This window comes from Luteimonas soli, assembly GCF_042648865.1.
GTDB classification, from domain to species: Bacteria; Pseudomonadota; Gammaproteobacteria; order Xanthomonadales; family Xanthomonadaceae; genus Luteimonas; species Luteimonas soli.
The window spans coordinates 5983-31300 of record NZ_JBHRYA010000001.1 but is presented as its reverse complement, the minus strand read 5'-3'; the positions used below and the strand labels follow the sequence as shown (position 1 = coordinate 31300).

Annotated in this window: 22 protein-coding genes; 5 read left to right on the top strand and 17 right to left on the bottom strand. The window is 70.0% G+C overall.

The window, feature by feature from the left end; genetic code table 11:
* Positions 1-28: 28 nt before the first annotated feature.
* From ACFONC_RS00145 to ACFONC_RS00090, 12 genes are all read right to left on the bottom strand, one after another.
* Positions 29-202, bottom strand: coding sequence for a hypothetical protein (locus ACFONC_RS00145; RefSeq protein WP_386741490.1), 174 nt, complete (start codon positions 200-202; stop codon positions 29-31).
* Between the two features lie 11 nt (positions 203-213).
* Positions 214-786, bottom strand: a complete 573-nt coding sequence (locus tag ACFONC_RS00140) for a lipocalin family protein (RefSeq protein WP_386741489.1) — start codon at positions 784-786, stop codon at positions 214-216.
* Between the two features lies 1 nt (position 787).
* Positions 788-1867, bottom strand: coding sequence for an SAM-dependent methyltransferase (locus ACFONC_RS00135; protein ID WP_386741488.1), 1080 nt, complete (start codon positions 1865-1867; stop codon positions 788-790).
* On the bottom strand, positions 1864-2646 hold the full coding sequence (locus ACFONC_RS00130) for a DUF1295 domain-containing protein (RefSeq protein ID WP_386742173.1): 783 nt from the start codon (positions 2644-2646) through the stop codon (positions 1864-1866). The genes ACFONC_RS00135 and ACFONC_RS00130 overlap by 4 nt, the downstream gene beginning before the upstream one ends.
* A gap of 11 nt (positions 2647-2657) precedes the next feature.
* Positions 2658-3203 carry a DUF2878 domain-containing protein gene (locus tag ACFONC_RS00125; RefSeq protein ID WP_386741487.1) on the bottom strand — a complete coding sequence of 182 codons (546 nt, stop codon included), beginning with the start codon at positions 3201-3203 and terminating at the stop codon, positions 2658-2660.
* Position 3204: 1 nt separating this feature from the next.
* On the bottom strand, positions 3205-4509 hold the full coding sequence (locus tag ACFONC_RS00120) for a class I SAM-dependent methyltransferase (RefSeq protein ID WP_386741486.1): 1305 nt from the start codon (positions 4507-4509) through the stop codon (positions 3205-3207).
* Positions 4506-5303, bottom strand: coding sequence for a DUF1365 domain-containing protein (locus ACFONC_RS00115; protein WP_386741484.1), 798 nt, complete (start codon positions 5301-5303; stop codon positions 4506-4508). The genes ACFONC_RS00120 and ACFONC_RS00115 overlap by 4 nt, the downstream gene beginning before the upstream one ends.
* The gene (locus tag ACFONC_RS00110) at positions 5300-6604 is read right to left on the bottom strand and encodes an NAD(P)/FAD-dependent oxidoreductase (RefSeq protein ID WP_386741483.1); all 1305 of its coding nucleotides are present in this window, start codon (positions 6602-6604) and stop codon (positions 5300-5302) included. The genes ACFONC_RS00115 and ACFONC_RS00110 overlap by 4 nt, the downstream gene beginning before the upstream one ends.
* A 1-nt stretch (position 6605) precedes the next feature.
* On the bottom strand, positions 6606-7598 hold the full coding sequence (locus tag ACFONC_RS00105) for an acyl-CoA desaturase (protein WP_386741481.1): 993 nt from the start codon (positions 7596-7598) through the stop codon (positions 6606-6608).
* 69 nt (positions 7599-7667) lie between these two features.
* Positions 7668-8459: an anti-sigma factor gene (locus tag ACFONC_RS00100; protein WP_386741479.1), complete on the bottom strand. Its 792-nt coding sequence runs from the start codon at positions 8457-8459 to the stop codon at positions 7668-7670.
* The gene (locus tag ACFONC_RS00095) at positions 8456-9028 is read right to left on the bottom strand and encodes a sigma-70 family RNA polymerase sigma factor (protein ID WP_386742171.1); all 573 of its coding nucleotides are present in this window, start codon (positions 9026-9028) and stop codon (positions 8456-8458) included. Before ACFONC_RS00095 ends, ACFONC_RS00100 begins: the two co-directional genes overlap by 4 nt.
* Positions 9029-9221: 193 nt before the next feature.
* On the bottom strand, positions 9222-9962 hold the full coding sequence (locus ACFONC_RS00090) for a hypothetical protein (RefSeq protein ID WP_386741477.1): 741 nt from the start codon (positions 9960-9962) through the stop codon (positions 9222-9224).
* Positions 9963-10169: 207 nt separating this feature from the next.
* On the opposite strand from ACFONC_RS00090, the gene ACFONC_RS00085 reads away from it, so the two are divergent.
* Positions 10170-11150, top strand: coding sequence for an alpha/beta hydrolase (locus ACFONC_RS00085; RefSeq protein ID WP_386741476.1), 981 nt, complete (start codon positions 10170-10172; stop codon positions 11148-11150).
* Positions 11119-12528 carry a cryptochrome/photolyase family protein gene (locus ACFONC_RS00080; protein ID WP_386741475.1) on the top strand — a complete coding sequence of 470 codons (1410 nt, stop codon included), beginning with the start codon at positions 11119-11121 and terminating at the stop codon, positions 12526-12528. The genes ACFONC_RS00085 and ACFONC_RS00080 overlap by 32 nt, the downstream gene beginning before the upstream one ends.
* Positions 12529-12592: 64 nt before the next feature.
* Here ACFONC_RS00080 and ACFONC_RS00075 read toward each other — a convergent pair whose 3' ends face one another.
* The 5 genes from ACFONC_RS00075 to ACFONC_RS00055 all read right to left on the bottom strand — a co-directional run bounded on the left by ACFONC_RS00075 (position 12593) and on the right by ACFONC_RS00055 (position 18451).
* Entirely contained in the window at positions 12593-13666 is a 1074-nt protein-coding gene (locus tag ACFONC_RS00075; RefSeq protein ID WP_386741474.1) for an acyltransferase family protein, read from the bottom strand.
* 75 nt (positions 13667-13741) lie between these two features.
* Complete coding sequence (nagA, locus tag ACFONC_RS00070) at positions 13742-14881, bottom strand: N-acetylglucosamine-6-phosphate deacetylase (RefSeq protein ID WP_386741473.1); 1140 nt, start codon at positions 14879-14881, stop codon at positions 13742-13744.
* Entirely contained in the window at positions 14881-15942 is a 1062-nt protein-coding gene (locus ACFONC_RS00065) for an SIS domain-containing protein (RefSeq protein WP_386741472.1), read from the bottom strand. The genes nagA and ACFONC_RS00065 overlap by 1 nt, the downstream gene beginning before the upstream one ends.
* A 100-nt stretch (positions 15943-16042) precedes the next feature.
* The gene (locus ACFONC_RS00060) at positions 16043-17131 is read right to left on the bottom strand and encodes a LacI family DNA-binding transcriptional regulator (RefSeq protein WP_386741471.1); all 1089 of its coding nucleotides are present in this window, start codon (positions 17129-17131) and stop codon (positions 16043-16045) included.
* Between the two features lie 51 nt (positions 17132-17182).
* Entirely contained in the window at positions 17183-18451 is a 1269-nt protein-coding gene (locus ACFONC_RS00055; RefSeq protein ID WP_386741470.1) for a sugar MFS transporter, read from the bottom strand.
* A 427-nt stretch (positions 18452-18878) separates the two neighbouring features.
* On the opposite strand from ACFONC_RS00055, the gene ACFONC_RS00050 reads away from it, so the two are divergent.
* The 3 genes from ACFONC_RS00050 (at position 18879) to ACFONC_RS00040 (ending at position 25172) form a co-directional block, all read left to right on the top strand.
* Positions 18879-19883, top strand: a complete 1005-nt coding sequence (locus ACFONC_RS00050; protein ID WP_386742169.1) for a glucokinase family protein — start codon at positions 18879-18881, stop codon at positions 19881-19883.
* A 107-nt stretch (positions 19884-19990) separates the two neighbouring features.
* On the top strand, positions 19991-22738 hold the full coding sequence (locus ACFONC_RS00045; protein ID WP_386741469.1) for a TonB-dependent receptor: 2748 nt from the start codon (positions 19991-19993) through the stop codon (positions 22736-22738).
* A gap of 136 nt (positions 22739-22874) precedes the next feature.
* On the top strand, positions 22875-25172 hold the full coding sequence (locus ACFONC_RS00040) for a beta-N-acetylhexosaminidase (RefSeq protein WP_386741468.1): 2298 nt from the start codon (positions 22875-22877) through the stop codon (positions 25170-25172).
* Positions 25173-25318: the final 146 nt, after the last annotated feature.

Sequence of the window (25318 nt, the reverse complement as noted above, 5' to 3'; positions counted from 1 at the left end):
CGGAGGCGCACCTGTCCTGCGCCGATGATCAATCTTTGCGCAGGCGCGCCGCCCACATGTTGTCGACCAGGTTCGGGTAGCGCCGGCCAGCTTCTTCGGCGCGCTGTCTGGCGGCCTCCTTCTGCGCCGGCGTCAGCTGCATGCCGGGCCGCGCCGAGGGCGGTTTGGGCTTCTTCCACGGTGGTTTCGGCGGATGCTGCATGGCGGTTCGCGTCAGTCTCCGATCGGCGGACGGGGCCCGGACGGTTCCGGCCAGCGCTGCGGCACCTTGCGCAGGTCTGCGAGTGAATATCCCAAGGTCCGCAGGCGCGCCAGTGCGGCGTCGTAATCGGCATCCGGGATCGTCGGCGTGCGCGCCATGACCCACGCATGATCGCGCGCGCTGCGACCGATGATGGTCAGGGCGTAGCCCGGATCCACGTACACGATCACGTACTCGGCCTTGATCGGCCACACGAACTGCATTCCCCACACCGCGTTGCCGGTGTCGGGGCGCACGTGGCCCACCGGGCGCATGGTCTTGAGCGGCGCGTCGAACCCGCCCTTGCGGAACCGGAACGTGGTCTGGATGTTGCCGTCGGGCCGCAACGCATAGGATTCCACGGCGTTGTAGGCATCCCGCTCCGGACGCGTCGGGATGTTGGCGATCACGTACCAGTCGCCCATGAAACGCGCCAGGTCGACGTGGTCGACCGGCGCGATCGTCGTCGGCGCATGGGCGCAGCCGGCGAGCAGCCCGAACAGCCCGGCAACGAAGACTTTGGCGATGTGCGATGAGCCGGACATGTCAATGCGCCCGGCAGAAGCGGTAGTGCGCCACCATCCACTCGCTGCCGTCGGCGTAGCCGAACAGTTCCGCGCACGCCATCCAGAACATCCGCCAGCGCTGGAACCACAGGCCGGCCGCTTCGCCGTAGGCCTGCTGCAGGATCGGCACGAGCGCGTCGCGATGCCGGTCCTGCGCCTGCAGCCAGTGTTCGGCGGTGCGCTGGTAGTGGCGGCCATCGACCAGCCAGCGCTGCTCCAGCCGCAGGTGGCGCTGGAACCACAGCAGCGTGTCGGCCGACGGCATCAGCCCGCCGGTGAAGAAGTGCCGGCCCATCCAGTTGTCGTCGCCGTCGGCCTGGAACGGGTACAGCAGCGTGCGGTGGCAGAAGATGTGCACGAACAGCTTGCCGTCCGGGCGCAGCCAGCCGCCGATGCGTTGCAGCAGCGCGTCGTAGTTGCGCATGTGCTCGAACATCTCGATCGAAACGCAGCGGTCGAACTGCGCCCCGTCCAGTTCGAGCCGGTTGACGTCGCAGGTCAGCACGCGGACGTTGCCGAATCCGCGCCCGCGGCAGCGACCCTCGATGAACTCGCGTTGCGACCGCGAGTTGGAAACCGCGGTGATGCGCGCGGCCGGATAGCGCTCGGCCATCCACAGGGTCAGCGAGCCCCAGCCGCAGCCCAGTTCGAGGATGTCCTGCCCGTCGGCCAGTTCCGCGCGTTGTTCGTACAGCGCCAGCATCGCTTCCTCGGCGGCGGCGAGGCTTTCCGTGCCGGTGGCGTAGTAGCACGACGAGTATTTCAGCCGCGGGCCGAGGCAGCGCTGGAAGAATCCCGGCGGCAATTCATAGTGCTGGCGGTTTGCGGCATCGGCGTGGATCGCCAGCGGGCTCTCGCGCAACAGCGCGAGTTGCTGCTGGAATCCTGACTCCTGCGCTCCGGCTCCGCTCGCGCGCGCCTCGCGCAGGCGCTGCGCGCACAGCCGGCGAATGCCCATTCGCACCAGAACATCGGGCAGCTGGCCGCGTTCGGCTAGGCCCAGCAGGCCGGCGGCCGGCGCGTCGTGCGCCACTTCGATTGCGGTCGTGGCAGTGCTCATGACTTGCTCCTTGCAACATCGCGTTTCGGAAACCAGGGGAACAGCATCGGCGTCGTGCGCTGGTACTGGCTGTAGTCGTCGCCGCGCGTGCGCAGCGCCTGTGCCTCGGTGTAGGGAATGCCGCTGATCCAGCGCAGAAAGACGAACATCACCAGCGGGCCGGCCCACGCCAGCCACCACCACGGCGAGCCGACCGCGAGCAGCACGTAGGCGAACCAGTGCAGCCATTCGAAGAAGTAGTTGGGATGGCGCGAGTACCGCCAGAGGCCGGCGCGGCAGGTACGGCCACGATGGCCGGCATCGGCGCGGAAACGCGCCAGCTGCGCATCGGCGATCGCCTCGCCGGCCACGCTCGCGATCCAGACCGCGACACCGGCGAGCAGCCACGGCGTGACTCCGGCAACCGGATTGCGCACCACCGCCAGGAACGGCAGCGAGAACAGCACCACCAGCAGCGCCTGGAACTGGAAGAAGGCGAACCACTTGCGCTGGTCCTCGCCCCAGCGCTTGCGCAGGTTCGCATAGCGCCCGTCTTCGGGTTCGCCGCGCACGCGCCGCCACAGGTGCCAGGCCAGGCGCAGCCCCCAGGCGCCGCCAAGCAGCGCCAGCGTGATCCGTGGCAGCGGCGCGCCGTCGCCGAGCAAGGCAAGCACGACAGCGGCAAGCCCCACGCCGGTCGACCACAGCACGTCGACGATGCCGGCATTGCGCCGACGCCGCTGCCAGGCCCAGCCGCCAGTCTGGGCGGCCGCTGCGAGCAGCCACACCAGGCCCAGCATCTGCAGCGCGCTCACGGCTCCGGCTCCGCGGAAGCGGCAACGCGCGGCGCATCGCCCCATCGTTGCGCCAGCCATGCCAACAGCGGCATCGCGATGCCCCAGCCCAGCGCCAGCGCAGCCACCGCGCGCCAGCCCGGCGCGACGAATTCAACCGCATCGAAGCCGCGCGCCGCGCCGAGATAGGCCAGCGGGCCACCGATTGCGCCCAGCGCCGTCGCCAGCCACGTGCGCCTTTGCAGCAGCGCCAGCGAGTGGTTCAGGGTCATCGCGAACGCCGCCCACAGCGCCAGGATCCAGACCGGCGCAAGCACTGCCGGCAAGGCCGATGCGTAGCGCAGCCAGCCGCTGCCCGCGAGCGCACCATCGAACACGATGCCCAGCGCAACCGCGCAGACGACCAGCCGCGCATCGCTCGCGCGCTCGCGCGAGGCCCGCCACTGCGCGCCCGTGAACGCCAGCGCCGCGGCGACCGCCAGCCACGGCCGCTGCTGCGCCGCCGCGATCACCACCGCGAACCAGACCAGCTGATAGCCGACGAGATTGGCCCAGAAGCGCATGTCAGGCCTCGATCCGGTCGAGGCCGGCGACGAATTCGGCGTCGCGGCAGCCAGGTTTCGCGAACAGCATCTGCGCCACGCCGATCGAGCGTTCGCGAAAACCGCCTTCGCAATAGGCCAGGTAGAACTCCCACATGCGGATGAAGCGTTCGTCGTGGCCCTGCGCGCGCACCTGCGGCAGCTGCGCGAGGAACCGTCGTCGCCATGCCTGCAGCGTGCGCGCATACGACGAACCGAAGTCTTCCAGGTGCACCAGCGCCAGGTCGCTGCTGCGCGCCTTGGCCGCGACCATCGCCGCGACCGAGGGAATGAACGAGCCCGGGAACACGTGCCGCTTGATGAAGTCCACCGTGCGCAGCGCGCGCGCGTAGCGGTGGTCCTCGATGGTGATGGCCTGCACCAGCGCCAGGCCGTCCGGCTTGAGCAGCGCACCGAGTTTGGCGAAGTAGGTGTCGAGATAGCGCGCACCGATCGCCTCGACCATCTCGATCGACACCAGCTTGTCGTATTGCCCATGCAGGTCGCGATAGTCCGCGCGCAGCAGCGTCACCCGGTCCTGCAGGCCGGCCGCGGCGATGCGCGCGCTGGCCAGCGCGTGCTGCTCGCGCGAAATGGTGGTGGTGGTGACATGGCATTCGTGATGCTTCGCCGCGTGCACGGCAAAACCGCCCCAGCCGGTGCCGATCTCCACCACCCGGTCGCCGGGACGCAGCCGCAGCTTGCGGCAGATGCGCTCGAGCTTGCGCGCCGAAGCCTGCTCGAGCGTATCCGCGTCGCCCGCGTACAGGGCCGAGGAATACATCAGGTCGTCGGAGAGGAACAGGCGGAAGAACGCATTGCCGAGATCGTAGTGCGCCGCGATGTTGCGCCGCGAACCCGCGCGGGTGTTGCGACGCAACGCATGCAGGCCGCGCAGCGCCAGGCCGCCGGCGCGCGCGACTCCGGTTTCCATGGCGTCGAGCAGGTCGCGGTTGCGGACCAGCAGGCGCACCAGTTCGACCAGGGCCTGCCCCGGACTCGATCCGGCGGCCTCGCACGTCCAGTGCCCGTCCATGTAGGCCTCGGCGGCACCGACGCTGCCAAAGGCGGCGACAGAACGATAGAACGCGGGATCGCTCACCCGAATCTCCAGCGGCGGTTGCCGCGCATCGGCCTGCGCGATGTCGATCACGCCCATCGCATCGTGGATCCGCAACGCGCCGCCACCCAGGGTCGCCATCTGCGCCAGCAGGCGCGCGCGCAACAGCCGGTCCAGCGCGCCAAACGCGGCCGGGACTCGGCGGACATCGCTGGCAATACGGTTCATGACTTCTCCTGCAGGTGATGGCCCGGGTGCGCGTGAACGGGCGTGCGCAGCCGCCACAGCCGCAGCGCCTGCCAGTGGATGCCGGCGATCACCTGCGCGGTCATCAGCGGATAGCGCCACAGCACGCGCGCCAGCGAGCGCGCGTCGAGTGGGCGTCGCTGCAGCGCCAGCGTTGCGTCGAACTCGCGCACGCCCTCGCGCAGCACGTCCATGTGGATGCGCAGGTCATCGCCGGGCGCGGTGACGCTCCAGTGGTACTGGCGATCCATCGGCAGGAACGGCGAAACGTGGAATGCCTTGGCGAAATCCCAGTGCCACGCGCGGCCGCGCCGCTGTGCGCCCTCGACCGGCAGCACGTACGCATGGCGCTCCCGCCACGGCGTGTTGGTGATCTCGGCGACCACGTGCTGCAGGGTGCTGCCGTCGGCCGCATGGCAGAAGTAGAAGCTGACCGGATTGAACACGTAGCCGAAATAGCGCAGGTGGGTCAGCAGCCGGACCGGCCCGTTCGTCGCCACGCCGGTTGCCGCGTACACGCGATCGCGCACCGCCTGGGCCAGCGGCTTCGCGGCCGGCCCCAGGTAGTCGGAGCGGCGGAACTCGGCCAGATTGCGCCCGCTGGCCGACCACAGCCAGCGCCTGGCGAACACCTGGTCGACTTCGTCCAGGTCCAGGTACAGCTGCGCCATCCGGTACCGGAACGCATGCGGCCGCGGCGCGTGCCGGCGATGGCGCACGCCGCCTTCGTAGACCGCGCTGGCCAGGGTTCGAGTGCGGGATCCACCGTCGCTCATGCCGGCGACCATCCTGGCCTGGCAAGGACGCCCGGTGCCGATTCGGGGATGGGCTCTGCCTGCCAGCGCACGCCCAGCTTTGTTGCGACCTCGACCGCGCTGCGCATGCCGTCCTCGTGGAACCCCCAGCCCCAGTACGCGCCCGCGAACCAGGTATTCCGCTGCCCCTGGATCTCCGCCTTGCGCGCCTGCGCCGCCACCGCGGCGGCCGTGTACACCGGATGCCGGTAGCGCAGCCGGCGCAGCACCCGCCGCGGATCGATGGCGTCGCCACGGTTGAGCGTGACCACCAGTGTTTCCGGCGCATCGAGATGCTGCAACAGGTTCATGCAGTAGCTGACCGTGCAGCCCTGCGCCGGATCGCGCGGGACGTACGCGTTCCACGCTGCCCATGCCTTGCGCCGGCAAGGCAGCACGCTGGCATCGGTATGCAGGATCGTGTCGTTGTCCTGGAAGGACATCGCACCCAGCACCGCATGCTCGCGTTCGTCCGCATCGGCCAGCAGCGCCAGCGCCTGGTCGCCGTGGCAGGCGAGCACGACCTGATCGAAGCGTTCGCAGCCGGTCGCGGTTTGGATCTCCACGCCCGTGGCGTCGCGCCGCACGGACTGCACCGGCGTGCACAGCCGCACCGCGACCTGCCAGCGCGCCCGCAGCGCGTCGACATAGCTGCGCGAGCCGCCGCGCACCACCCGCCACCCGGGTCGCCCGGCGACCTGCAGCATGTGGTGGTTGGCCATGAACTGCACCAGGTAGCGCGCCGGGAACGACAGGATCCGCGTCGCCGGCGACGACCACAGCGCCGACGCCATCGGCACCAGGTGCTCGTCGCGGAAGGCATCGCCGAAGCGGTGCTCGGCAAGATAGTCGCCCAGGCTCGCCCCCGGCCCATCGCCGCGCAGCAGTCGCGGCGCGATGCGGTAGAAGCGCAGCAGGTCGCGCAGCATCCCGAGGAAACGCGGCGAAACCAGGTTGCGGCGCTGGCAGAACAGCGCGTCGAGCGAGGTCGCGTTGTACTCCAGGCCGGTGCCCGCGTTGTGCACCGAGAAACCCATGGTGGTCGGCCTCGAGGCGACGCCGAGTTCATCGAACAGTCGCGTCAGCAGCGGGTAGTGCACCGGGTTGTGCACGATGAAGCCGGTGTCCACGGCAAACCGGCGTCCGTGCAGGTCGATGTCGTGCGTGTGCGTGTGCCCGCCCAGGTAATCGTTGCGCTCGAACAGCACCACCTCGTGGCGCCGCGACAGCAGCCAGGCCGACGCCAGGCCGGAAATGCCGGAGCCCACGACCGCGATGCGCATGTCAGCCCCGCGCCCTGGCCGCCACCCACGCCGGGATCGGCTTCAGCCCGTGCACCAGCCCCAGTGCCGCCATCGCCTTCAGCGCGTACCAGGTCAGGTCGATCTCCCACCAGCGAAAGCCCTGGCGCGCGGTTCCCGGGAAGAAGTGGTGGTTGTTGTGCCAGCCCTCGCCGAAGGTGATCAGCGCCAGCCACAGGTTGTTGCGGCTGTCGTCATCGGTGTCGAAGCGGCGCCGGCCGAAGCGATGGGCCAGCGAGTTGATGGTGACCGTGGCGTGGAACAGCACCACGGTGGACACGAAGAATCCCCACACCAGCATCTGCCCGCCGCTGGTGCCGAGCTGCGGCGCGACCTGCTGGAGCAATGCGCCCAACCCATACAGCGCGCAGGCGAGCGCGACCGGGACCAGCGTGTCGTAGCGATCCAGCCAGCGCAGTTCGGGATACCGGGCCAGGTCGGGGATCCGCGACCAGTCGGTCCTGAAGCCGCGCGGCGTCAGGAACCATCCTGCATGGCTCCAGAGAAAGCCGCGCAGCGTCGGCGAATGCGGATCGAGCGAGGTATCGGCGTGGCGGTGGTGGCTGCGGTGGTGCGCCGCCCACCACAGCGGCCCGCGCTGCACGCAGGACGCGCCGATGACCGCGAACACGAACTGGACCACGCGCGAGGTCTTGAACGTGCGATGCGAAAAGTAGCGGTGGTAGAACGCGGTGAGCGCGAACATGCGGATCGCATACAGGCCCGCGGCCACCGCCAGCGCCACCGGCGACACCCCCACCCACAGCACGCCGATGCACGCCAGGTGCATCGCCACGAACGGCGACGCGCGCAGCCAGTCGATCCGGTCGGCGCTGGCCGGATCGGTGGCTGTGTCGTGCGCGGCCTGGGTGTCGATCCAGCCGCGCACGGTCGCGAACCGGCGAGGCGCGCGCTTGCCGGCGGGAGCCGCGATGGCGGCGCGCGACGCGACATTCTCCGGGAGCTGGTTGGCCATGCGTCTGTCCGTGGTGACGATCGATATCCGCTATACGGAACCGGTCCACGAATGGATGCACCGCCGAGGTCAGATGTGCTGGATGCCGCCCTTGGCCACGATCGGCCCGCTCGGCGCCGCATGCGGCATGCCGGCCTGCGGTTCCAGGGTGATCGCGAGCGTCGAGCCGACCGCAAGCGCCCGGCGCAGCGCGGCCGGAACGGTCACCGTGTGCGCCTTGTCGTTGGAGACGAAGCCCAGCGACAGCGGGGCCTGGCCGGCCGGGATGATCCACAGCTCGTGGACCAGGCCGCTGGCATTGGCGGGCGTCGGTACCGGCACCATCAGCAGCTTGCCGTCGGCGGCGTCGATCGACGCCAGCCAGCCGGTGCTGCCGTCGTCGCGGGCCAGCACCGTGACCGGCCTGGCGGCGGCTTCTTCGGCGGCCGGTGGCGGTTGCACGACGACCACCGGTGCCGGCGCAGGCGGCGGCTGCACGCGCAGGCCGATCGCCAACGCCGCAACGCCGGCGGCGACGGCCAGGCCGGTGGCGACGCGCCAGAACGCGGCGCTGTTCCAGATGCCGGGACGCGCGCGCTGCACCGGCGACCAGCCCAGCCGGCTGCGGATGCGCGGCCACACGTGCGCGGGCGGAGCGACCGACTCGAACTCCGGCAACCACGCGGCCAGGCGTGCGTTCCAGGCATCGACCAATCGCGCGAAAGTCGGCTCGGCCACGATGCGCGCCTGCGCCTGCCGGCGCTGTCCGGCGTCCAGAACGCCCAGCACGTACTCGCCCGCGCGGATGTCGTCGCTCGGCGGGATCTGTCCGGATCCGTCGTCGCCGGGGTCCATGCCGAAGTGGTCGCTGGACGTGTTCATTGCTCCAGGCACGCCTTGAGCTGCATCAACCCGCGCCGGATCCAGCTCTTGACCGAGCCCAGCGGCGAACCCGAACGCGTCGCCAGTTCCTCGTACGTCGCACCGTCGAAGAAGGCCGTGCGGATCAGGCTGCGACGGCGCGGTTCAAGCTGGTCGAGGCAGTCGTCGAGGCGCACGCGCTCGGTCGTCGCATCCGCCTGCGCGGCGGGCGATGGCGACGGGTCGCGAACGGTTTCGGCAACGTCGATGGCCGCGCGCGTGGCCGGCGCCGGCAGTGCGCGCAGGCGATCGATCGCGCGGTTGCGGGCGATCGATCCCAGCCATGTCAGCGCGCGGGCGCGGCCGGCGTCGAACTGCGCGGCCTTGTTCCAGACGGTGACATACACCTCCTGCAGCACGTCCTCGGCTTCGGCACGATCGGCCAGCACCTTCAGGCAGATGCCGAACAGCTTGCCGCAGGTGTCGTGGTAGAGCGCTTCGAAGGCATCGCGGTCGCCGCCGGCCGTCCGGGCCAGCAGGTCGTCGATCCTGCCACCCGAAACCTCGCTGCCACCCGGACTCGATTCGATCACGCGGTGCTCCGTCATGCGACGCCCCTGGCCGCGCCCGGCGTCGCGGGCAGGCGGGTCGCGCCTCGATCCAGCGCGCATGGTACGCGATGGGCGCGATCCGGAGGTCAGCCTGCGGCGCCGGCGCTCCCATCCGCCCGCACCGGCCGCGTTTGCGCGCGCCGGCCCGTCGATCCCCGCGGCGTCCATGGCCTCAATCATCACAACCCCGCGACAGGGGCAGCGCGGCAGCCGCATCGACCTGCGCGCGCGCCACTTCGTCGACCCGCAGTCGTGGCGGGAACTCGATCCGCACGTGCCGATGGCGACCGCGGTCGTCGCGAATGGTGCCGATGCCCTCGAACCGCAGCAAGCGGCGATCGCTGCCGCGATAGACGAGATCGATCCGCGGCGCGGCAAAGCCATACCAGGCGTCCAGCTTCATGCGCAGGTGCAGCTGGCCCGGGTCGGCGGCGGCGTCGACCTTGCGGATGCTGACTTCGACGGTGTCCAGGCGACTGGGGACGAGGAAGGCGGCCTCGACCGGCATGCCTGCATGGAGTTCGTCCCAGCGCGCGCGCACCAGCGCGTCGAAACCCGCATCGGCGACCACGTTGGCGCCGATCTCGAGCGTGCGCGCCTGCGCCTTCGCCTGCCGTCGCGGCTGCCAGTAGACCTCCCGGCGCGCGCCATCTCCATTGCCATCGCGCAGGCCTTCGCGATAGCCGTCGCGCGCATCGACGAAGGCAAATCGCGGCGCGATCGCGTCCGCCGCACCGTGCAGGTGCTTGCGCGCGAACGGCGTGCCGTCCGGACAGCGGTACAGCACCAGGCGCGCAGGTCGGCCCTGGTCGCGATAGCGCCAGTGCGTTTCGCGGTACGCCAGTTCGCCGCTGTCGCTGGCGTAGGCCAGCCCTTCATAACGATCGGCGGCGCTCGCGGATGCAAATGGCAACAGCGTGATCGCCAACAGGATCGCGGTGCATCGCGATCCTGTCCGGATCGGCCGGGACCGCTTCGACTGGCCTGACTGGCGCATGCTGGACCCCGCTTCAACTCCCATCGACATACGGTGCGGGCGTGGTCGCGGATGCAAGCCTGCATCCGGAACGGCGCCGGCTGCGTATGTCCGCTGTCGCAGACAGCGCAACCGGACTGCCGCATGACTCGCTCGTCGCATCCCCTTCGAACGCCCGCACGCCGGATCATCCGGTTGGCGCTGCCGCTGTCGTTGCTGCTGTGCACCGGCTGTGAAAGCCTGCTGTTCCGGTTCGTCAATCGCAGCCTGCCGCCGCCCGAGGCGACCGTCGCGTATGCGCCCGAGCTCGGGTTGTCGCTGGACATCTACCGGCCGCGCCCGACGCTCACGCGCGCGGCTTCCGACGGCGGTGCGCCGGTCGTCGTATTCTTCTACGGCGGCGCCTGGCAGCGCGGCGAACGCGCCCAGTACCGTTTCGTCGGCCAGCGCCTTGCGCAACACGGCATCCTGGCCATCGTCGCGGACTACCGCACCTGGCCGCGCGCCGGCTTTCCCGAGTTCATGGACGACGCCGCGCGCGCCGTGGCCTGGGCCGATGGGCACGCTGCGCGATGGGGCGGCGATCCCCAGCGGCTGTTCCTCGCCGGCCATTCCGCCGGAGCGCACATCGCCGCGCTGCTTGCCACCGATGGTCGCTACCTTGGCAGGCGCGGCATCGCATCGTCCGGCCTGGCCGGCGTCATCGGCATGTCCGGCCCCTACGATTTCGAGATCACCGGCAAGCTGCGGCCGATCTTCGGAGATCCGGGGCAGTGGCCACGCGCGCAGCCGGTGAACTTCGTCGATGGCGACGAGCCGCCGTTCCTGCTGATCCACGGCCTGCGCGACAGCACGGTGGAAAGCGCGGACAGCGTCCAACTCGCACGCAGCTTGCGCGCGCATGGCGTCGACACCAGACTGGTCCTGCTTCCGGAAGGCACGCACAGCACGCCGCTGGCCGGCCTGTACGACCCGCGACGCGCGCCGTCGGCACTGCCGGCGATCCTGGCGTTCGTGCGGCAGGACGCAAGCGTGCCCCCTCCGTCGCAATCGCATGGTCCATCCCTTCATCGCACACAGGCGCACGACCACGATGCCGACCGCCATCCTCTGGTTTCGCAATGACCTGCGGCTGGACGACAATCCCGCGCTGCAGGCGGCGCTGCGCGCAGGGCTGACGCCGGTCCCGGTCTACATCCACGCACCCGGCGAGGAAGGCGACTGGGCGCCGGGCGCCGCGTCCGACGCCTGGCGCCAGCGTTCGCTGCGGGCGCTGGACGCCGACCTGCGCGGTCGCGGTTCACGGCTGCGCCTGTTCACCGGAACCAGCAGTGAAGTCCTGCACGAACTGGTCGCAGCCACCGGTGCCGAAGCGGTGTTCTGGAACCGGCGCTACGAACCGGCCGTCGAGGAGCGCGACACCCGCATCAAGCGCGCCCTGCGCACGCTCGGCGTGCGCGCGGAGAGCTTCAACGGCAGCCTGCTGTTCGAGCCGTGGCAGCTGGAAACGAAAACCGGCGACCCGTACCGGGTGTTCACGCCGTTCTGGCGAACGGCGCTGAAGCAATGGCGACTGCAGGCCACGGCGCCGGCGCCGGAGGCGCTGCCGTCGTGCGATGCCGCTCCGGCGGGCGTCGCCCTGGAGGCGCTCGGACTGGCGCCACGCCCGGATTGGGATACCGGCTTCTGGATGCAATGGACGCCCGGCGAAGCCGGCGCGCACGCCGCGCTGCAGCAGTTCACGCAACGGGCCTTGCGCGACTACGGCTCGGCGCGGGACAGGCCCGACATGCAAGGCACTTCGCGGATGTCGCCGCACCTGCACTTCGGTGAAATCCCGCCGTGGCGGATCGTGCACGCGCTCGACGATGCGGCAGGGCCGGGAGATGATCGGGATGCGTTCGTCCGCGAACTGGGCTGGCGGGAATTCGCGCACCACGTCCTGCACCACTTCCCGCACACGCCGGAGCGCAACTTCAATCCGCGTTTCGACGATTTCAAGTGGCGCGACCTGTCCGCCGACGCGCTGCACGCCTGGCAACGCGGCCGCACCGGCGTGCCGATCGTCGATGCCGGCCTGCGCGAGCTGTGGTCGACCGGCTGGATGCACAACCGCGTGCGCATGGTGGTGGCGAGCTTCCTGACCAAGCACCTGCGCGCGCACTGGTCGCACGGCGCGCGCTGGTTCTGGGACACCCTGGTCGATGCCGACCTGGCCAACAACACCCTGGGCTGGCAGTGGGTCGCCGGAACGGGCGTGGACGCCGCGCCGTACTTCCGCGTGTTCAACCCGGTGCTGCAGGCACAGCGCTTCGATCCGGAAGGACGCTACATCGCCCGCTGGGTGCCCGAGCTGGCCGCGTTGCCGGCGTCGCTGCGCCACGCCCCCTGGCAGGACCCGGATGCATCGCGCCGGGCCGCGAAGGACTACCCGTCAAGGCCCATGGTGGATCTGGCAGCCGGTCGGGCTGCGGCCATCGAAGCCTATGCCGGGGTGAAGTAGACCTGCGGCACGGGTGGGGCAATGCCGGGGCGATGCGAAGTCTCCACTCGCTCGCTTGGGTGGATCAGATGCGCGGACGCCAGCCGCGTCGATCCATCCACCACGTGATTCCCCACCAGTGCGCCACGAACGCAAGCGCGAACGCCAGCGATGGCAGATACGGTCCGAATCGCGGCGTCATCCATCCGGCGAAGCCGATGCGATGGATCGGCTCCCACCAATCCAGCGCGATGAGGACGTACACCATCAGCGCGGAACCGGCGTACGCGGTGATGGCGTTGACGCCGAAGCTGCGGCCGATGGCAGGCCAGCCGCGCTGGTCGATCAACACGTGGCACGCCGCAAGCGCGAGCAGCGCGCAGCCGCCTGTCCACAGGACATAGGACGAGGTCCACAGGTTCTTGTTGAAGGGGAACACCTGCGCCCACAGCGCGCCGAGCAGCAGCGCGGCGACGCCCGCGATGCAGATGTGCCCGGTGGCGCCGCGACGCAGCCAGTCGCCGGCGCGCAGGCCGAGCAGGGTGGTGGCGATCGCGGGCAGCGTGCTCAGCAGGCCTTCCGGATCATGGCCGCGGCCGGTGACGGGATCGAAGAGATAGGCATGCGGGCCGAGCATCGCGGTGTCGATGCGGCTGGCGAGGTTGGTCCACGGTTCGAAGCCGCCCTTCCACGCGAGCAGGCCCCAGTAGCCGAGCAGCAGCGCGCCCAGGCACAGCCATTGCACGCGCGCACGGGTGTGCAGCGCGAGCAGGCCGACGACGGCGAAACAGACGCCGATGCGCTGCAGCACGCCCCAAGGACGGAAGTCCTCCTTGTCGAGCAGCCACCACGCGGCCAGGTGCAGCAGCAGGCCGAGGCCGACGATGCGCGCGGCGCGCCACAGCAGCGCGCGCCGCAGCTTGTTTCGATCGACGCCGCTCTCGATGCGCGGCACGATGGCCAGGGCGACCGAGACGCCGACGATGAACAGGAAGAAGGGGAACACCAGGTCGGTGGGCGTGCAGCCGTGCCATTGCGAATGCAGCAGCGGGGCGTAGACGTGGCCCCAGTCGCCGGGGTCGTTGACCAGCAGCATCGCGGCGACGGTGAGGCCACGCAGGGCGTCGACGGAATGGAAGCGTCGTGACGTGGCGAACATGGCGCGTCCTGCAGGAGCGCCTCGTGGGCGCGATCGCTCGTCTCCAGTGATGCGGTTCGCGCCCATGGGGCGCTCCTACAACGGCTGGCCGGCGATCCAGGTGGTGGCGACATCGAGGTCGTCGTCCAGCAGCACCAGGTCGGCGTGGTATCCGGGCGCGATGCGTCCGCGCGTGCCATCGAGTCCGAGGAACTGCGCCGGGTACAGCGACGCCATCCGCGCGGCTTCTTCCAGCGGCAGGCCGAGCATCGTCACCGCGTTGCGCACCGCGCTGGCCATGTCGAGCGCGGAACCGGCCAGCGCGCCGGCGGCGTTGCGCACCACGCCGTCGCGCGCGGTGATGGTTTCGCCGTACAGCACGTAGTCGGGGCTGTCCGCGCCGACCGGCGGCATCGCGTCGGTGACCAGGAACAGCTTGCCGCGCGACTTGGCCGCCAGCGCCACGCGCAGGCTGGCCGGGTGCACGTGCACGCCGTCGACGATGATCCCGCACCAGCTGTCGCGATCCTCGAGCGCGGCGCCGACCGCGCCCGGTTCGCGTCCCTGCAGCGGGGTCATGGCGTTGTACAGGTGGGTAAAGCCACGCACGCCCGCGTCGAGGCCGGTGCGGACCTGTTCGTAGCTGGCGGCGGTGTGTCCGGCGGCCACGATCGCACCGCGTTCGGCCAGTGCGCGGATGCTGTCCGCCGGCACCTGCTCCGGCGCCAGCGTCAGCAGGGTCACGCCGTCGCCGAGCGAGGTCGCCAGTTCGATCTCCGCCGCGTCCGGCACGCGGAACTTGCCGGCGTCATGCGTGCCCTTGCGCGCGGCGGCCAGGTAGGGGCCTTCGAGGTGGATGCCGAGCACGCCGGGCACGCCGCGCGCGATCGCCTCGCGCACCGCGGCGATCGCCGCGTGCATCACTTCGACATCGTCGCTGATCAGCGTCGGCAGCAGGCCGGTGGTACCGAAGCGGCGGTGCGCGCGCGCGATGGTCTCGATCGCTCCCACCGTCGGCGCGTTGTTGAACAGCACGCCGCCGCCACCGTTGACCTGGGCGTCGATGAAGCCGGGCAGCAGCGTTCCGCCGCGCAGGTCTTGCAGGTCGGCATCACGCACGCGCGCGTCGTCGTCGCGCAGCACCGCGGCGATCCGGTTTCCGTCGACGAGCACCGCCAGGCCCTCGCGCAGGCCATCGTCGACAAGCACTTTGCCGTTGACGAGCGCGGTGGCCATCAGACGGTCTCCGTGACCTTGTTGAGGTGCGGCGGCAGGTCGGGGTTGTAGCCGCGCCGCAGCGCGAGCGCGTTGAGCGCGCGGTAGAACGACTGGATGGTGAGCAGCGGTGCGCAGGCCGGATGCGGCGGCGGCGGGATGGGCAGGACCTGTTCCTCACCTGCCTCGACCGCCGCCACCCACACCTGCGCGCCGCGCTCGCGGAACTCCCGCGCCAGCGCACGCGTGCCGGGGCCGGTTTCGTCCGGCTGCGCGAACGCCAGCACCGGGAAGCCCGGCCCCACCAGCGCCATCGGCCCGTGCCTGACTTCGGCCGAACTGTAGGCCTCGGCGTGCAGGCCGCAGGTTTCCTTGAACTTGAGCGCCGCCTCCTGCGCCGCGGCCAGGCCCAGGCCGCGGCCGAGCACGAACAGGTTGCGCGCCTCCAGCAGTCCGTCGCCGAGCGTCGACCAGTCGGCTTGCCAGGCGCGTCGCATCGCGCCGGGCAGTGCGTCCAGCGCGTCGAGCAGCGGCGCCTCGCCCTTCCAGTGCGCGCCGATCTGCAGGATCGCCGCCAGCGAGGCGAGGTAGCTCTTGGTCGCCGCCACGCTGCGCTCGCTGCCGGCGTGCAGCGGCACCACGGTGTCGGCCAGCCGCGCCAGCGGCGAATCCTCGGCGTTGACCAGCGCCACCACGCGCGCACCGGCCTCGCGCGCGGCCTGCGCGTTGCGCAGCAGGTCCGGGCTCCTGCCGGACTGCGAGATCACCACGTACAGCGCGCCGCGCAGCGCCTGCGGCACTTCGTAGACCGAGCCTACCGACGGCGACGCGGAGGCGGTGACGATGCCGAGCGCGGTTTCGAACAGGTACTTGGCGTACGTCGCCGCGTGGTCGGAGCTGCCGCGCGCGCAGGTGACGATGAACGGCGGCGGCGTGCGGCGCAGGTCTTCGCCGAGGCGCGCGACCACCTCGCGGTTGCGTTCGAACTGCCGCTCCACCACGTCCGGCGCTTCGGCGGCCTCGCGGAGCATCAGCGTGTCCTCGTCGCCTGCCGCTGTCCGTGTCTGTTTCGTCGCACTCATTTCTGGTTCTTCGCCCACGCGATGGGATCCCGGGCCGCCGTGCGAAAAGCACGTCGGGGATGTAACCCCGACCTACGGCCTGCTGCCTGCTTCGTCGCGCTCATTTCTTTGCCTGCTCGACGCGGCTCTCGCTGCCACCGCCGCTGCCGCCACGCGCGCGCAGCGGGGCGGTCGAGCCGCGCACCACCAGCTGCGGCACGAAGCCCTGGTTGTGCATCGCCAGCGGATGTTCGTCGTAGGCGTCCTGGCGCAGGTGGCTGGCCAGCAGCCGCGCGGCGTGGCGCGCGATCTCCTCGGTCGCCTGCTTGGCGGTGGTCAGCGCCGGCCACGACTGCTTCGACACCGGGCTGTCCTCGAAGCCGGCGATCGACAGTTCGAACGGCACGTCGACGCCGGCCGACTTCGCCGCCGCCAGCACGCCGGCGGCAATCTCGTCGTTGGAGCCGAAGATCGCGGTCGGCGGTTCGCGCAGGGCCAGCAGCCGGCGCGCGCCGCGGAAGCCGTCGTCGAAGGTGTAGTCGCCCGGCACCACCAGGTGCTTGTCGAGCGTGATGCCGTAGTCCTTCAGCGCGTCCTCGTAGCCCTGGTAGCGCTCCTGGCTGGAACGGTGCGCCGCACCGCCCCACAGGAAGCCGATGCGCTGGTGGCCAAGCTGGACCAGGTGTTCGGTGATCTCGTAGGCGGCGTCGCGGTCGTTGACGAACACGCACGGGTGGCCGTCCTTCGGGTCCTCGGTCGCGGCGATGATGCGCACCAGCTTCACGCCGCGCGCAACCAGCGCCTCGACCAGTTCGGTCGATTCGGACATCGGCGCGGTCAGCACCAGGCCGGCCAGGCGCGAGCGCCGCGCCCACTCGCCCAGTTCGTCGGCCAGCAGCGGCGAGCTCGAATCGCAGGGATGGATCTGCAGGTCGAAGCCGGTCTCGCGGCACGCGGCCAGCACGCCGTTCTGCACGCCGATGATGTGGTACGGGTTGGGGTTGTCGTAGACCAGCCCGATCACGTACGGCGTGGCGCTGCGCAGGCTGCGCGCGGACGGGTCGGGCTCGTAGTCGAGCTCGTCGATCGCGTGCAGCACGCGCGCGCGCGTGGCCTGCATCACCGACGGTTCGTTGTTGATCACCCGCGACACGGTCTTGAGCGAGACCTTGGCGCGCTCGGCGACGTCCTTGATGGTCGGCCTGCGCATCAGTGCCCGTCCCGCCTGTCGTTGCCCTTCATCGCCTTGCACCCGAGTCGATCAGTCCAGTCCGGCGCGGTGGCCGCGCCGTGCGTAGTAGAGGATATACAGGTAGCACGGCACCACCAGCGCGGCGAACACCAGCTGGAAGTCGTGATGCTGCTTGAGCACCGCGAACAGCTGCGGGATCACCGCGCCGCCGGCGATGCCCATCACCAGCAGCGCCGAACCGGTTTCGGTCAGGCGCCCGAGCCCGCGGATCGCCAGCGGGAAGATCGCCGGCCACATCATCGCGTTGGCGAAGCCGAGCGCGGCCACGAACCCCACCGAGACGTAGCCATGGGTCAGCAGCGCGCCCAGCGCCAGCAGCACGCCGAGCACCGCCGACAGGCTGAGGTAGCGCTCCTGCGAGATCCAGCGCGGGATCGCCACCAGCCCGACCAGGTAGCCGACCAGCATCGCGCCGAGCGTGAACGAGGTGAAGAACTTGGTCTGGTCCAGCGGCAGGTCGAAGCCCTGCCCGTAGATGCCGATCGCATCCCCGGCCATCACCTCCACGCCCACGTACACGAAGATGCACAGCGCGCCCAGCCACACGTGCGGGAACTGCAGCAGGCCACGCCGGGCCGCGCCACCGCCGCTGGCGTTGGCGTCCTCGGCGCGCACTTCCGGCAGCGGCGAGTACACGATGCCCACCGCCAGCAGCGCCAGCAGCCCGGCCATCACCATGTACGGCGTGTGCACGCGCGCGGCGAACTCCGCCAGCAGCGCCTCCCGCGCACCGGCGTCGGCGCCGGCGACCTCGGCAGCCAGGTCGCCCATGCCGTGCATCACGAAGGCGCCGATCAGCAGCGGCGCGAGGATGCCGGCGGCCTTGTTGCAGATCCCCATCACCGCGATGCGCTGCGCGGCGCTTTCGATCGGGCCGAGGATGCTGATGTAGGGATTGACCGCGGTCTGCAGGATCGCCAACCCGGCGCCGATCACGAATACCCCGGTCACCGCACCCGGATACACGCGCAGCGTCGTGTAGTGGCCGAACACCACCGCGCCGATCGCCATCACGAACAACCCCAGCGCCATGCCTTTTTTCATGCCGGTGCGCCGCAGCACCCACGACGACGGCAGCGCCAGGCAGAAGTAGGAGATGTAGAACGCGCTGGGGATCAGGAAGGCCAGCGCCTCGCTGACGTCGAAGGCGAGCTTGGCGAACGAGATCAGCGGCCCGTTGAGCCAGGTGACGAAGCCGAAGATGAAGAACAGCAGGCCGATGATGGCGATGGAGCCGATATTGCCGGCGGGTTTCGATGCGGAAGCGGCGACGGCCATGGACAATGTCTCCTGTGCGCAACGGATGCGATGCCGGCCGCCGCTGCATGACGCATCGGACAGCCCCCGGGAATAACGTTGTCATACTTTTGCGCTGCAAGCCATGTTTTCAGCGCGCCGGATGGCTCCGGCTGCGCAGTCATGGCTTGTGCGATGCAGCATCGCTGTCCGCTTGTTGCACCGCGACAATCGTCAGAAACCGCTTGTTTGATCACACAAACACAATCAAAGGAATCAATTGAATGCGACCAGCGATATTTTTGTCGTCATTTCCGGGGGCTTGCCCGGACGTTTGTGACGGCCTGTTGACATCGTTGTCAACGTACTTCCAAACTCCAGCCCACTTCACCGCCCCCGCACTGCGCGAAGGCGGTGGCCGACCGGAGACGACGTGCCCACAGCCGCCAGCCCGATGCCAGTGGACGCCATGAGCCGCGCCGACGCGCCGTTCATCGCGGCCGACGTGGGCGGCACCCACGTGCGCATCGGCCTGGTCCGCGCCAGCGGCAACCCGGCGCATCCGGTCGAGGTGCTCGAGTACCGCAAGTACGTCTGCGCGCAATACCCGGGACTGGCCGAGATCATCGAGGACTTCGTGTCCGGGCTCGACGGCGTCGCGGTCAGCGAAGGCGCGATCGCCAGCGCCGGCTACGCGCTCGAGGACGGCTCGCTGATCACGGTCAACCTGCCGTGGCGGGTGTCGCTGGAGGACATCCGCGCGCGCCTGGGCTTCCGCGCCTTCCGCCTGGTCAACGACTTCGAGGCGGTGGCGCACGCGGCGGCCTACGTCGACGCCAGCGAAGTGCTGCAGCTCACCGGCCCGGACACCGCGCCGACCGGCCCGACCCTGGTCGTCGGCCCCGGCACCGGCCTGGGCGCCGCGGTCTGGATCCCGACCGCGCACGGCCCGGTGGTGCTGGCCACCGAAGCCGGCCAGGCCGCGCTGACCGTCGGCACCGAAGTGGAAATGGCGCTGCTGAGGCAGATGCTCGGCCAGCGCAGCCACGTGCCGGTCGAATACGCGTTGTCCGGCCCCGGCCTGATGCACCTGCACGCCGCGCTGTGCGCGCTGCACGGCGAGAGCTCCGGTTACCGCACGCCCGACGCGATCACCGCCGCCGCGCTTGATGGCAGCGACGAGCGCGCGCGCGAAAGCCTCGGCGTGTTCTGCGGCCTGCTCGGCAGCACCGTCGGCGACATGGCGCTGCTGTACGGCGTGCAGGGCGGCATTTACCTGGCCGGCGGGATCCTGCCGCAGATCCGCGAGTTCGTGCTGCAGAGCAGCTTCGTCGAACGGTTCCTCAACAAGGGGCCGATGCGCGAGGCGCTGGAGCGCATTCCCGTGAAGCTGGTCGAGCACGGGCAGCTGGGCGTGATCGGCGCGGCCAGCTGGTACCTGTCCGGCGCAGGAGCGGGGACGCCGACGCAATAAGGCCGGCATGCGTGGCGACGCCCGTCGCGACGTGCACTGGCCGGCAAGACACACGGCACGACCACGCGGTCGACGCCGGCCAATCAACGCAAGACGGGAGAGAGACCATGACGTACCGCAAATCCGCACTGACCGCCGCGATCGTCGCCTGCCTCGGCTTCAGCGCCCATGTCCACGCGCAGGACAGCCAGGACCCGCCCCCGGCCCCGGCCGACCAGGACGACGTCACCGACATCGAGACGGTCATCGTCACCGGCATCCGCGGCAGCATGGAGCGCTCGCTCGACGCCAAGCGCGAGTCGGACTCGCACGTGGAAGTGGTCAGCGCCGAGGACATCGGCAAGCTGCCGGCCAAGAACGTCGCCGACACCCTGCAGCGCCTGCCCGGCGTGAACATCAGCTCGTCCAGCGCCACCGAGGGCGGCTTCGACGAGAGCGACCGCATCAGCCTGCGCGGCACCAGTCCGAGCCTGACCCAGACCCTGATCAACGGCCACACCGTCGGCACCGGCGACTGGTTCGTGCTCAGCCAGGTGCAGACCGTCGGCCGCAGCGTGAGCTACAGCCTGCTGCCGGCCGAGATCGTCAGCCAGGTGGTGGTGCACAAGGGGTCGGAGGCCAGGCTCGTCGAGGGCGGCAGCGCCGGCTCGATCAACATCATCACCCGCCGCCCGCTGCAGTTCGCCGATCCGTTCACCGCCGAGGCCAACGTCGGCGCGGTGTATTCGGACCTGCCGGGCGAGACCAAGCCGCAGTTCGATGCCCTGCTCAACTGGAAGAACGACGCCGGCACCGCCGGCATCCTGTTCCAGGGCTTCTACGAGAAGCGCGGCCTGCGCCGCGACGGCCAGGAAGTGGTGGGCGGCTTCCAGCAGATCGCCGCCGACGCGCCGGTGGTGGCCACCAACCCGGACCTGGCCGGCGTGCTGTACCCGAACCTGATCGGCTCGACGCTGTTCGAGCAGACCCGCGAGCGCAAGGGCGGCGTGCTCGACATCCAGGTCAAGCCGACGGACAACCTCACCCTCGGCCTGAACGCCTTCTACTCCAAGCTCCAGGCCGACAACTTCAACCGCAACTACATGCTGTGGAACAGCCAGTACGTGCCGACCACCGCGCCCCTGCCCGGCTACGAGATCCGCGACGGCGTGCTGGTGAACGCCGAATACCCCGCGGTCACCGGCCCCGTGGTGCCGCGCGGCGTGTACGACCAGATCTCGCGCCCCGGCGCCAGCTCCGAGTCGAAGTACCTGACCCTCGACGCCGACTGGCAGGTGACCGACCGCTTCGGCATCAAGGCCCAGGCCGGGCAGACCGAAGGCCACGGCCGCAGCGACACCCAGGACGTGATGGAGCTGGGCTTCGGCGGCAACGCCGCGTCGGGCTGGTCGATGAACGGCGCCGGCAGCCCGGTCGACTGGCACGTCGGCGGCGACAACGCCTCGCCGTCCGGCATCCTGCCGGCGTTCGGCTGGATCTTCGGCGGCCAGGGCATCAACGTGCTCGACAAGGAGGACTGGGCGCAGGCCGACGGCCAGCTGTACTTCTCCGATGGTGCGCTGGCGACGCTCGACTTCGGCGTGCGCTACGCCGAGCACACGCGCCGCAACGACAACGAGATCGCGCAGGGCCCGAACTGGGCGACCGACTGGCAGAACGTGGCCAACTACCCGACCGGCGACTACCAGAGCTACCCCGGCGACTTCGGCAACGACCTGGGCGGCAACTTCCCCACCGGCATCTGGTACTGGACGCCGGACCAGCTGGCCGACCTCAACGACCGCTTCGCCGACCGCGACCCGGTCACGCGCTTCTACTGGCAGGACCTGTACAGCGTGAAGGAGAAGGCCGGCGCGGCCTACGTGCAGGCGAACTTCGAAGGCGAGCGCTGGGCCGGCAACGTCGGCCTGCGCTACGTGCGCACGCAGCAGCGCATCGTCACCAACGTCGCCGTGAACCCGACGATCCCGGTCGAGGACCAGCCCGAAGGCACCATCAACGGCTCCGCGTTCGGCCCCTACCTGCCCACGCTCAGCCGCAAGACCTATGAAGAGCTCCTGCCCAGCGCCAACTTCAAGTTCGACATCACCGACGACCTGGTCGCGCGCGTGTCGGCGTCCAAGACCCTGACCCGCCCGGACTTCTCCGCACTCGCCGGCTCGGTGTCGCTGGACGACCTGACCCACACCGGCAGCGGCGGCAACCCGGACCTGGACCCGATCGTGTCGACCAACTTCGACGCCGCGCTGGAGTGGTACTTCGCCCCGCGCGCGCTGCTGTCGGGAAGCGTGTTCCTGATGAAGATGAAGGACTACGTCACCTTCGGCACCTCGACCCAGCAGTTCATCGACCAACAGGCCAGCCAGGACGCGGGCGAGCTGATCCTCGGCGACTACCAGGTCTCGAGCCCGGTCAACACCGATGCCGACGTCAAGGGCATCGAACTCGATTACCAGCAGCCGATCGGCGAGAACTTCGGCATCAACGCCAACTACACCTGGGCCGACAGCGAATCCGACGGCGACAAGCCGGTGTTCGGCACCTCGAAGAACACCTACAACGTGTCCGGCTACTTCGAGAACGACCGCTTCAACGCGCGGCTCAGCTACACCCGCCGCTCCGAGTTCTACGCCGGCGTGGCGCGCACGGACGACTTCTTCCAGGACAGCATCGCCAACGTCTCCGCCTCGATCGGGTTCAAGGCCACCGACTGGCTGTCGATCACCTTCGACGCGCTCAACCTCAACAACCCCAAGCTCAAGTACTACAGCCAGACCGGCGACAACCCGAAGCTGCCGTACGCGTTCTATTCCAACGGCCGCCAGTACTACCTGAACTTCCACTTCAAGCTCTGAGCGCGGCCGCGGCCTGTGCTTCGTCATGCGGGCCCGGGATTCCCGGGCCCGCGTCTTTTCCAGCATGCCCTCCCGATCATTCCCGCGTGCGCAACGCCAGCCCGACGTCCGGTATCGTGACCCGCAAGGAATCGCCATGAAGCTCGCACAATTTCTCCTCCTGCTGCTCGTGCTGCTGCCTGCCGCGGCCATCGCGGCGCCTGCCGACGCGCACGCGCCGCTGTCGCTGATCCCCGAGCCCGCCACGCTCACGCTGCGCGATGGCACGTTCGAGCTGCGCGCGGACACGCCGCTGGTCGCGGCCGACCCCCGGGCCGCGCAGGTCGCGCGGCAGTTCGCCGGCTACGTGCGGCGCGGTCGCCACGTCGCACCGCGTTTTGATGGCGCGGGTGCCGGCGATGCGCCCGCGGTGGAGTTCCGGATTTCGCCCGTGGGTGCGGACGCATCGCCGGAGGCCTATTCGCTCGACGTCTCGCCGCAGCGCATCGTGGTCAGCGCCGGCGACCCGCGCGGCCTGTTCTACGGCGCGGTGACGCTGTGGCAGCTGGCCACGACCAGTCCGGACGACGGCACGCCCGCCCGCATTCCCGCGCTGCATATCGACGACACGCCGCGCTTCGGCTGGCGCGGGCTGATGCTCGACTCTGCGCGCCATTTCCAGAGCGTCGACGAGATCAAGCAGCTGCTCGACGCGATGGCGCGGCACAAGCTCAACACCTTCCACTGGCACCTGACCGACGACCAGGGCTGGCGCCTGCAGATCCGCAAGTACCCCGAGCTCACGCAGGTCGGCGGCTGCCGCATTCCCGCCGGCGACGGCGGCATCGACCCGCGCACCGGCAAGCCGGTCCCGTACTGCGGGTTCTACACCCAGGACCAGGTGCGCGAGATCGTGCGCTACGCCGGCGAGCGCCACATCACCGTGGTGCCCGAGATCGACATTCCCGGCCATGCGCAGGCGGCGGTGTCGACCTATCCGCGGCTGGGCAGCGTCGAAGGCCCGACGCCCGTGTCCAACGAGTGGGGCGTGCACAAGTACCTGTTCAACGCCGAGGAAGGCACGTTCGCCTTCCTCGAGGACGTGATGGCTGAAGTGATCGAGATGTTCCCCGGCCGCTACGTGCACATCGGCGGCGACGAGGCAGTCAAGGACCAGTGGAAGGCCTCCCCGCGCGTGCAGGCGCGCATGCGCGAGCTTGGCGTGGAGAACGAAGCGCAGCTGCAGGGCTACTTCGTCAAGCGCATGGCTGATTTCCTCGCCGCCCACGACAGGCGCGCGATCGGCTGGGACGAGATCCTCGAGGACGACCTGCCCGCCGACGCCGCGGTGATGTCGTGGCGCGGGATCGAGGGCGGCACCGAAGCTGCGCGCCGGGGCCACGACGTGGTGATGGCACCAGTGTCGCACCTGTATTTCGACTACCTGCAAACCGGTTCGCCGGACGAGCCGCCCGGCCGTCCGCTGCTCATCCCGTTGCGCAAGGCCTACGAGTTCGAGCCGGTACCGGACGCGCTCACGCCGGAACAGGCGCACCACATCCTCGGCCTGCAGGCCAACGTGTGGACCGAACACATGCGCTCGTTCGAACGCGTCGAACACGCGTTCTTCCCGCGCATCGCCGCGGTCGCCGAGACCGGCTGGACACCGCGCGCGCGCAAGGACTACGCCGGCTTCCTGGCCCGGCTGCCGGCGCAGCTCGACCGCTACCGCCACTTCGGCATCGCCTACGCGCGCACCCCGTTCGAGGTGCGCATCGAGGGCACGCCACGCGGCGAAGGCGCGATCGACGTCGCCCTCTCGCAACCGGTGGGGTTGGGCACGATCCGCTACACCGTCGACGGCAGCGCTCCCACGGCCGCCTCGCCCGCCTACGGCGCCCCGCTGGAACTGCAGCTGCCGGTGGAAGTACAGGCAGTGGCGTTCGTCGACGGCCGTGTGCTGGAGGCACCGACGTCGCGACGCTTCGACGCGGCCTCGCTGCTGCAGCGCGAGGACGAGGCGCTGGCGATGTGCAGCCAGGGCCTGATGCTTCGGCTGGAGGACGACGGTCCGCTCGAAGGACGGCGCGCGATCTTCAACGCCGACATCTTCAACCCCTGCTGGCTGTGGGCCGACGCGCCGCTGGACGGCATCGCGGCCGTCGAAGTCCGTGCGGGCCGTATCCCGTACTACTTCCAGCTGGCCGGGGACGAAGGCCATCGCAAGTTCCGCCCCCCGCACGGCGCGCACGGCGAACTGGAACTGCGCGACGGCTGCGACGGCGAACTGCTGGCCAGCGTGCCGCTGCCGGCCGGACCGGATGCCGACGGCTTCGTCACCCTGCTCGCACCGCTGCCGGCCGGGCATCCGGCGACCGCCGACCTGTGCATGGTGTTCACCGGCGACACGCGCCCGACGATGTGGGTGGTGGACCGGGTGGCGCTGCGGCCCTGAAACGCTGTCGGGGACGCAGCCCCGACCTACGGATCGTAGGTCGGGGTTACATCCCCGACATGCTCTTGCTCTTGGCGGTGGCACCGCTCAACGGCTGTACCCTTCCCTTGCAGGAGCGGCGGAAGCCGCGAGCTTTCCCGTCGGCA

Coding starts and splice junctions, on each gene's coding strand:
- ACFONC_RS00145 (WP_386741490.1), bottom strand. CDS start 202: ATGCAGCATCCGCCGAAACCACCGTGGAAGAAGCCCAAACCGCCCTCG.
- ACFONC_RS00140 (WP_386741489.1), bottom strand. CDS start 786: ATGTCCGGCTCATCGCACATCGCCAAAGTCTTCGTTGCCGGGCTGTTC.
- ACFONC_RS00135 (WP_386741488.1), bottom strand. CDS start 1,867: ATGAGCACTGCCACGACCGCAATCGAAGTGGCGCACGACGCGCCGGCC.
- ACFONC_RS00130 (WP_386742173.1), bottom strand. CDS start 2,646: ATGCTGGGCCTGGTGTGGCTGCTCGCAGCGGCCGCCCAGACTGGCGGC.
- ACFONC_RS00125 (WP_386741487.1), bottom strand. CDS start 3,203: ATGCGCTTCTGGGCCAATCTCGTCGGCTATCAGCTGGTCTGGTTCGCG.
- ACFONC_RS00120 (WP_386741486.1), bottom strand. CDS start 4,509: ATGAACCGTATTGCCAGCGATGTCCGCCGAGTCCCGGCCGCGTTTGGC.
- ACFONC_RS00115 (WP_386741484.1), bottom strand. CDS start 5,303: ATGAGCGACGGTGGATCCCGCACTCGAACCCTGGCCAGCGCGGTCTAC.
- ACFONC_RS00110 (WP_386741483.1), bottom strand. CDS start 6,604: ATGCGCATCGCGGTCGTGGGCTCCGGCATTTCCGGCCTGGCGTCGGCC.
- ACFONC_RS00105 (WP_386741481.1), bottom strand. CDS start 7,598: ATGGCCAACCAGCTCCCGGAGAATGTCGCGTCGCGCGCCGCCATCGCG.
- ACFONC_RS00100 (WP_386741479.1), bottom strand. CDS start 8,459: ATGAACACGTCCAGCGACCACTTCGGCATGGACCCCGGCGACGACGGA.
- ACFONC_RS00085 (WP_386741476.1), top strand. CDS start 10,170: ATGACTCGCTCGTCGCATCCCCTTCGAACGCCCGCACGCCGGATCATC.
- ACFONC_RS00080 (WP_386741475.1), top strand. CDS start 11,119: ATGCCGACCGCCATCCTCTGGTTTCGCAATGACCTGCGGCTGGACGAC.
- ACFONC_RS00075 (WP_386741474.1), bottom strand. CDS start 13,666: ATGTTCGCCACGTCACGACGCTTCCATTCCGTCGACGCCCTGCGTGGC.
- nagA (WP_386741473.1), bottom strand. CDS start 14,881: ATGGCCACCGCGCTCGTCAACGGCAAAGTGCTTGTCGACGATGGCCTG.
- ACFONC_RS00065 (WP_386741472.1), bottom strand. CDS start 15,942: ATGAGTGCGACGAAACAGACACGGACAGCGGCAGGCGACGAGGACACG.
- ACFONC_RS00060 (WP_386741471.1), bottom strand. CDS start 17,131: ATGCGCAGGCCGACCATCAAGGACGTCGCCGAGCGCGCCAAGGTCTCG.
- ACFONC_RS00055 (WP_386741470.1), bottom strand. CDS start 18,451: ATGGCCGTCGCCGCTTCCGCATCGAAACCCGCCGGCAATATCGGCTCC.
- ACFONC_RS00050 (WP_386742169.1), top strand. CDS start 18,879: ATGAGCCGCGCCGACGCGCCGTTCATCGCGGCCGACGTGGGCGGCACC.
- ACFONC_RS00045 (WP_386741469.1), top strand. CDS start 19,991: ATGACGTACCGCAAATCCGCACTGACCGCCGCGATCGTCGCCTGCCTC.
- ACFONC_RS00040 (WP_386741468.1), top strand. CDS start 22,875: ATGAAGCTCGCACAATTTCTCCTCCTGCTGCTCGTGCTGCTGCCTGCC.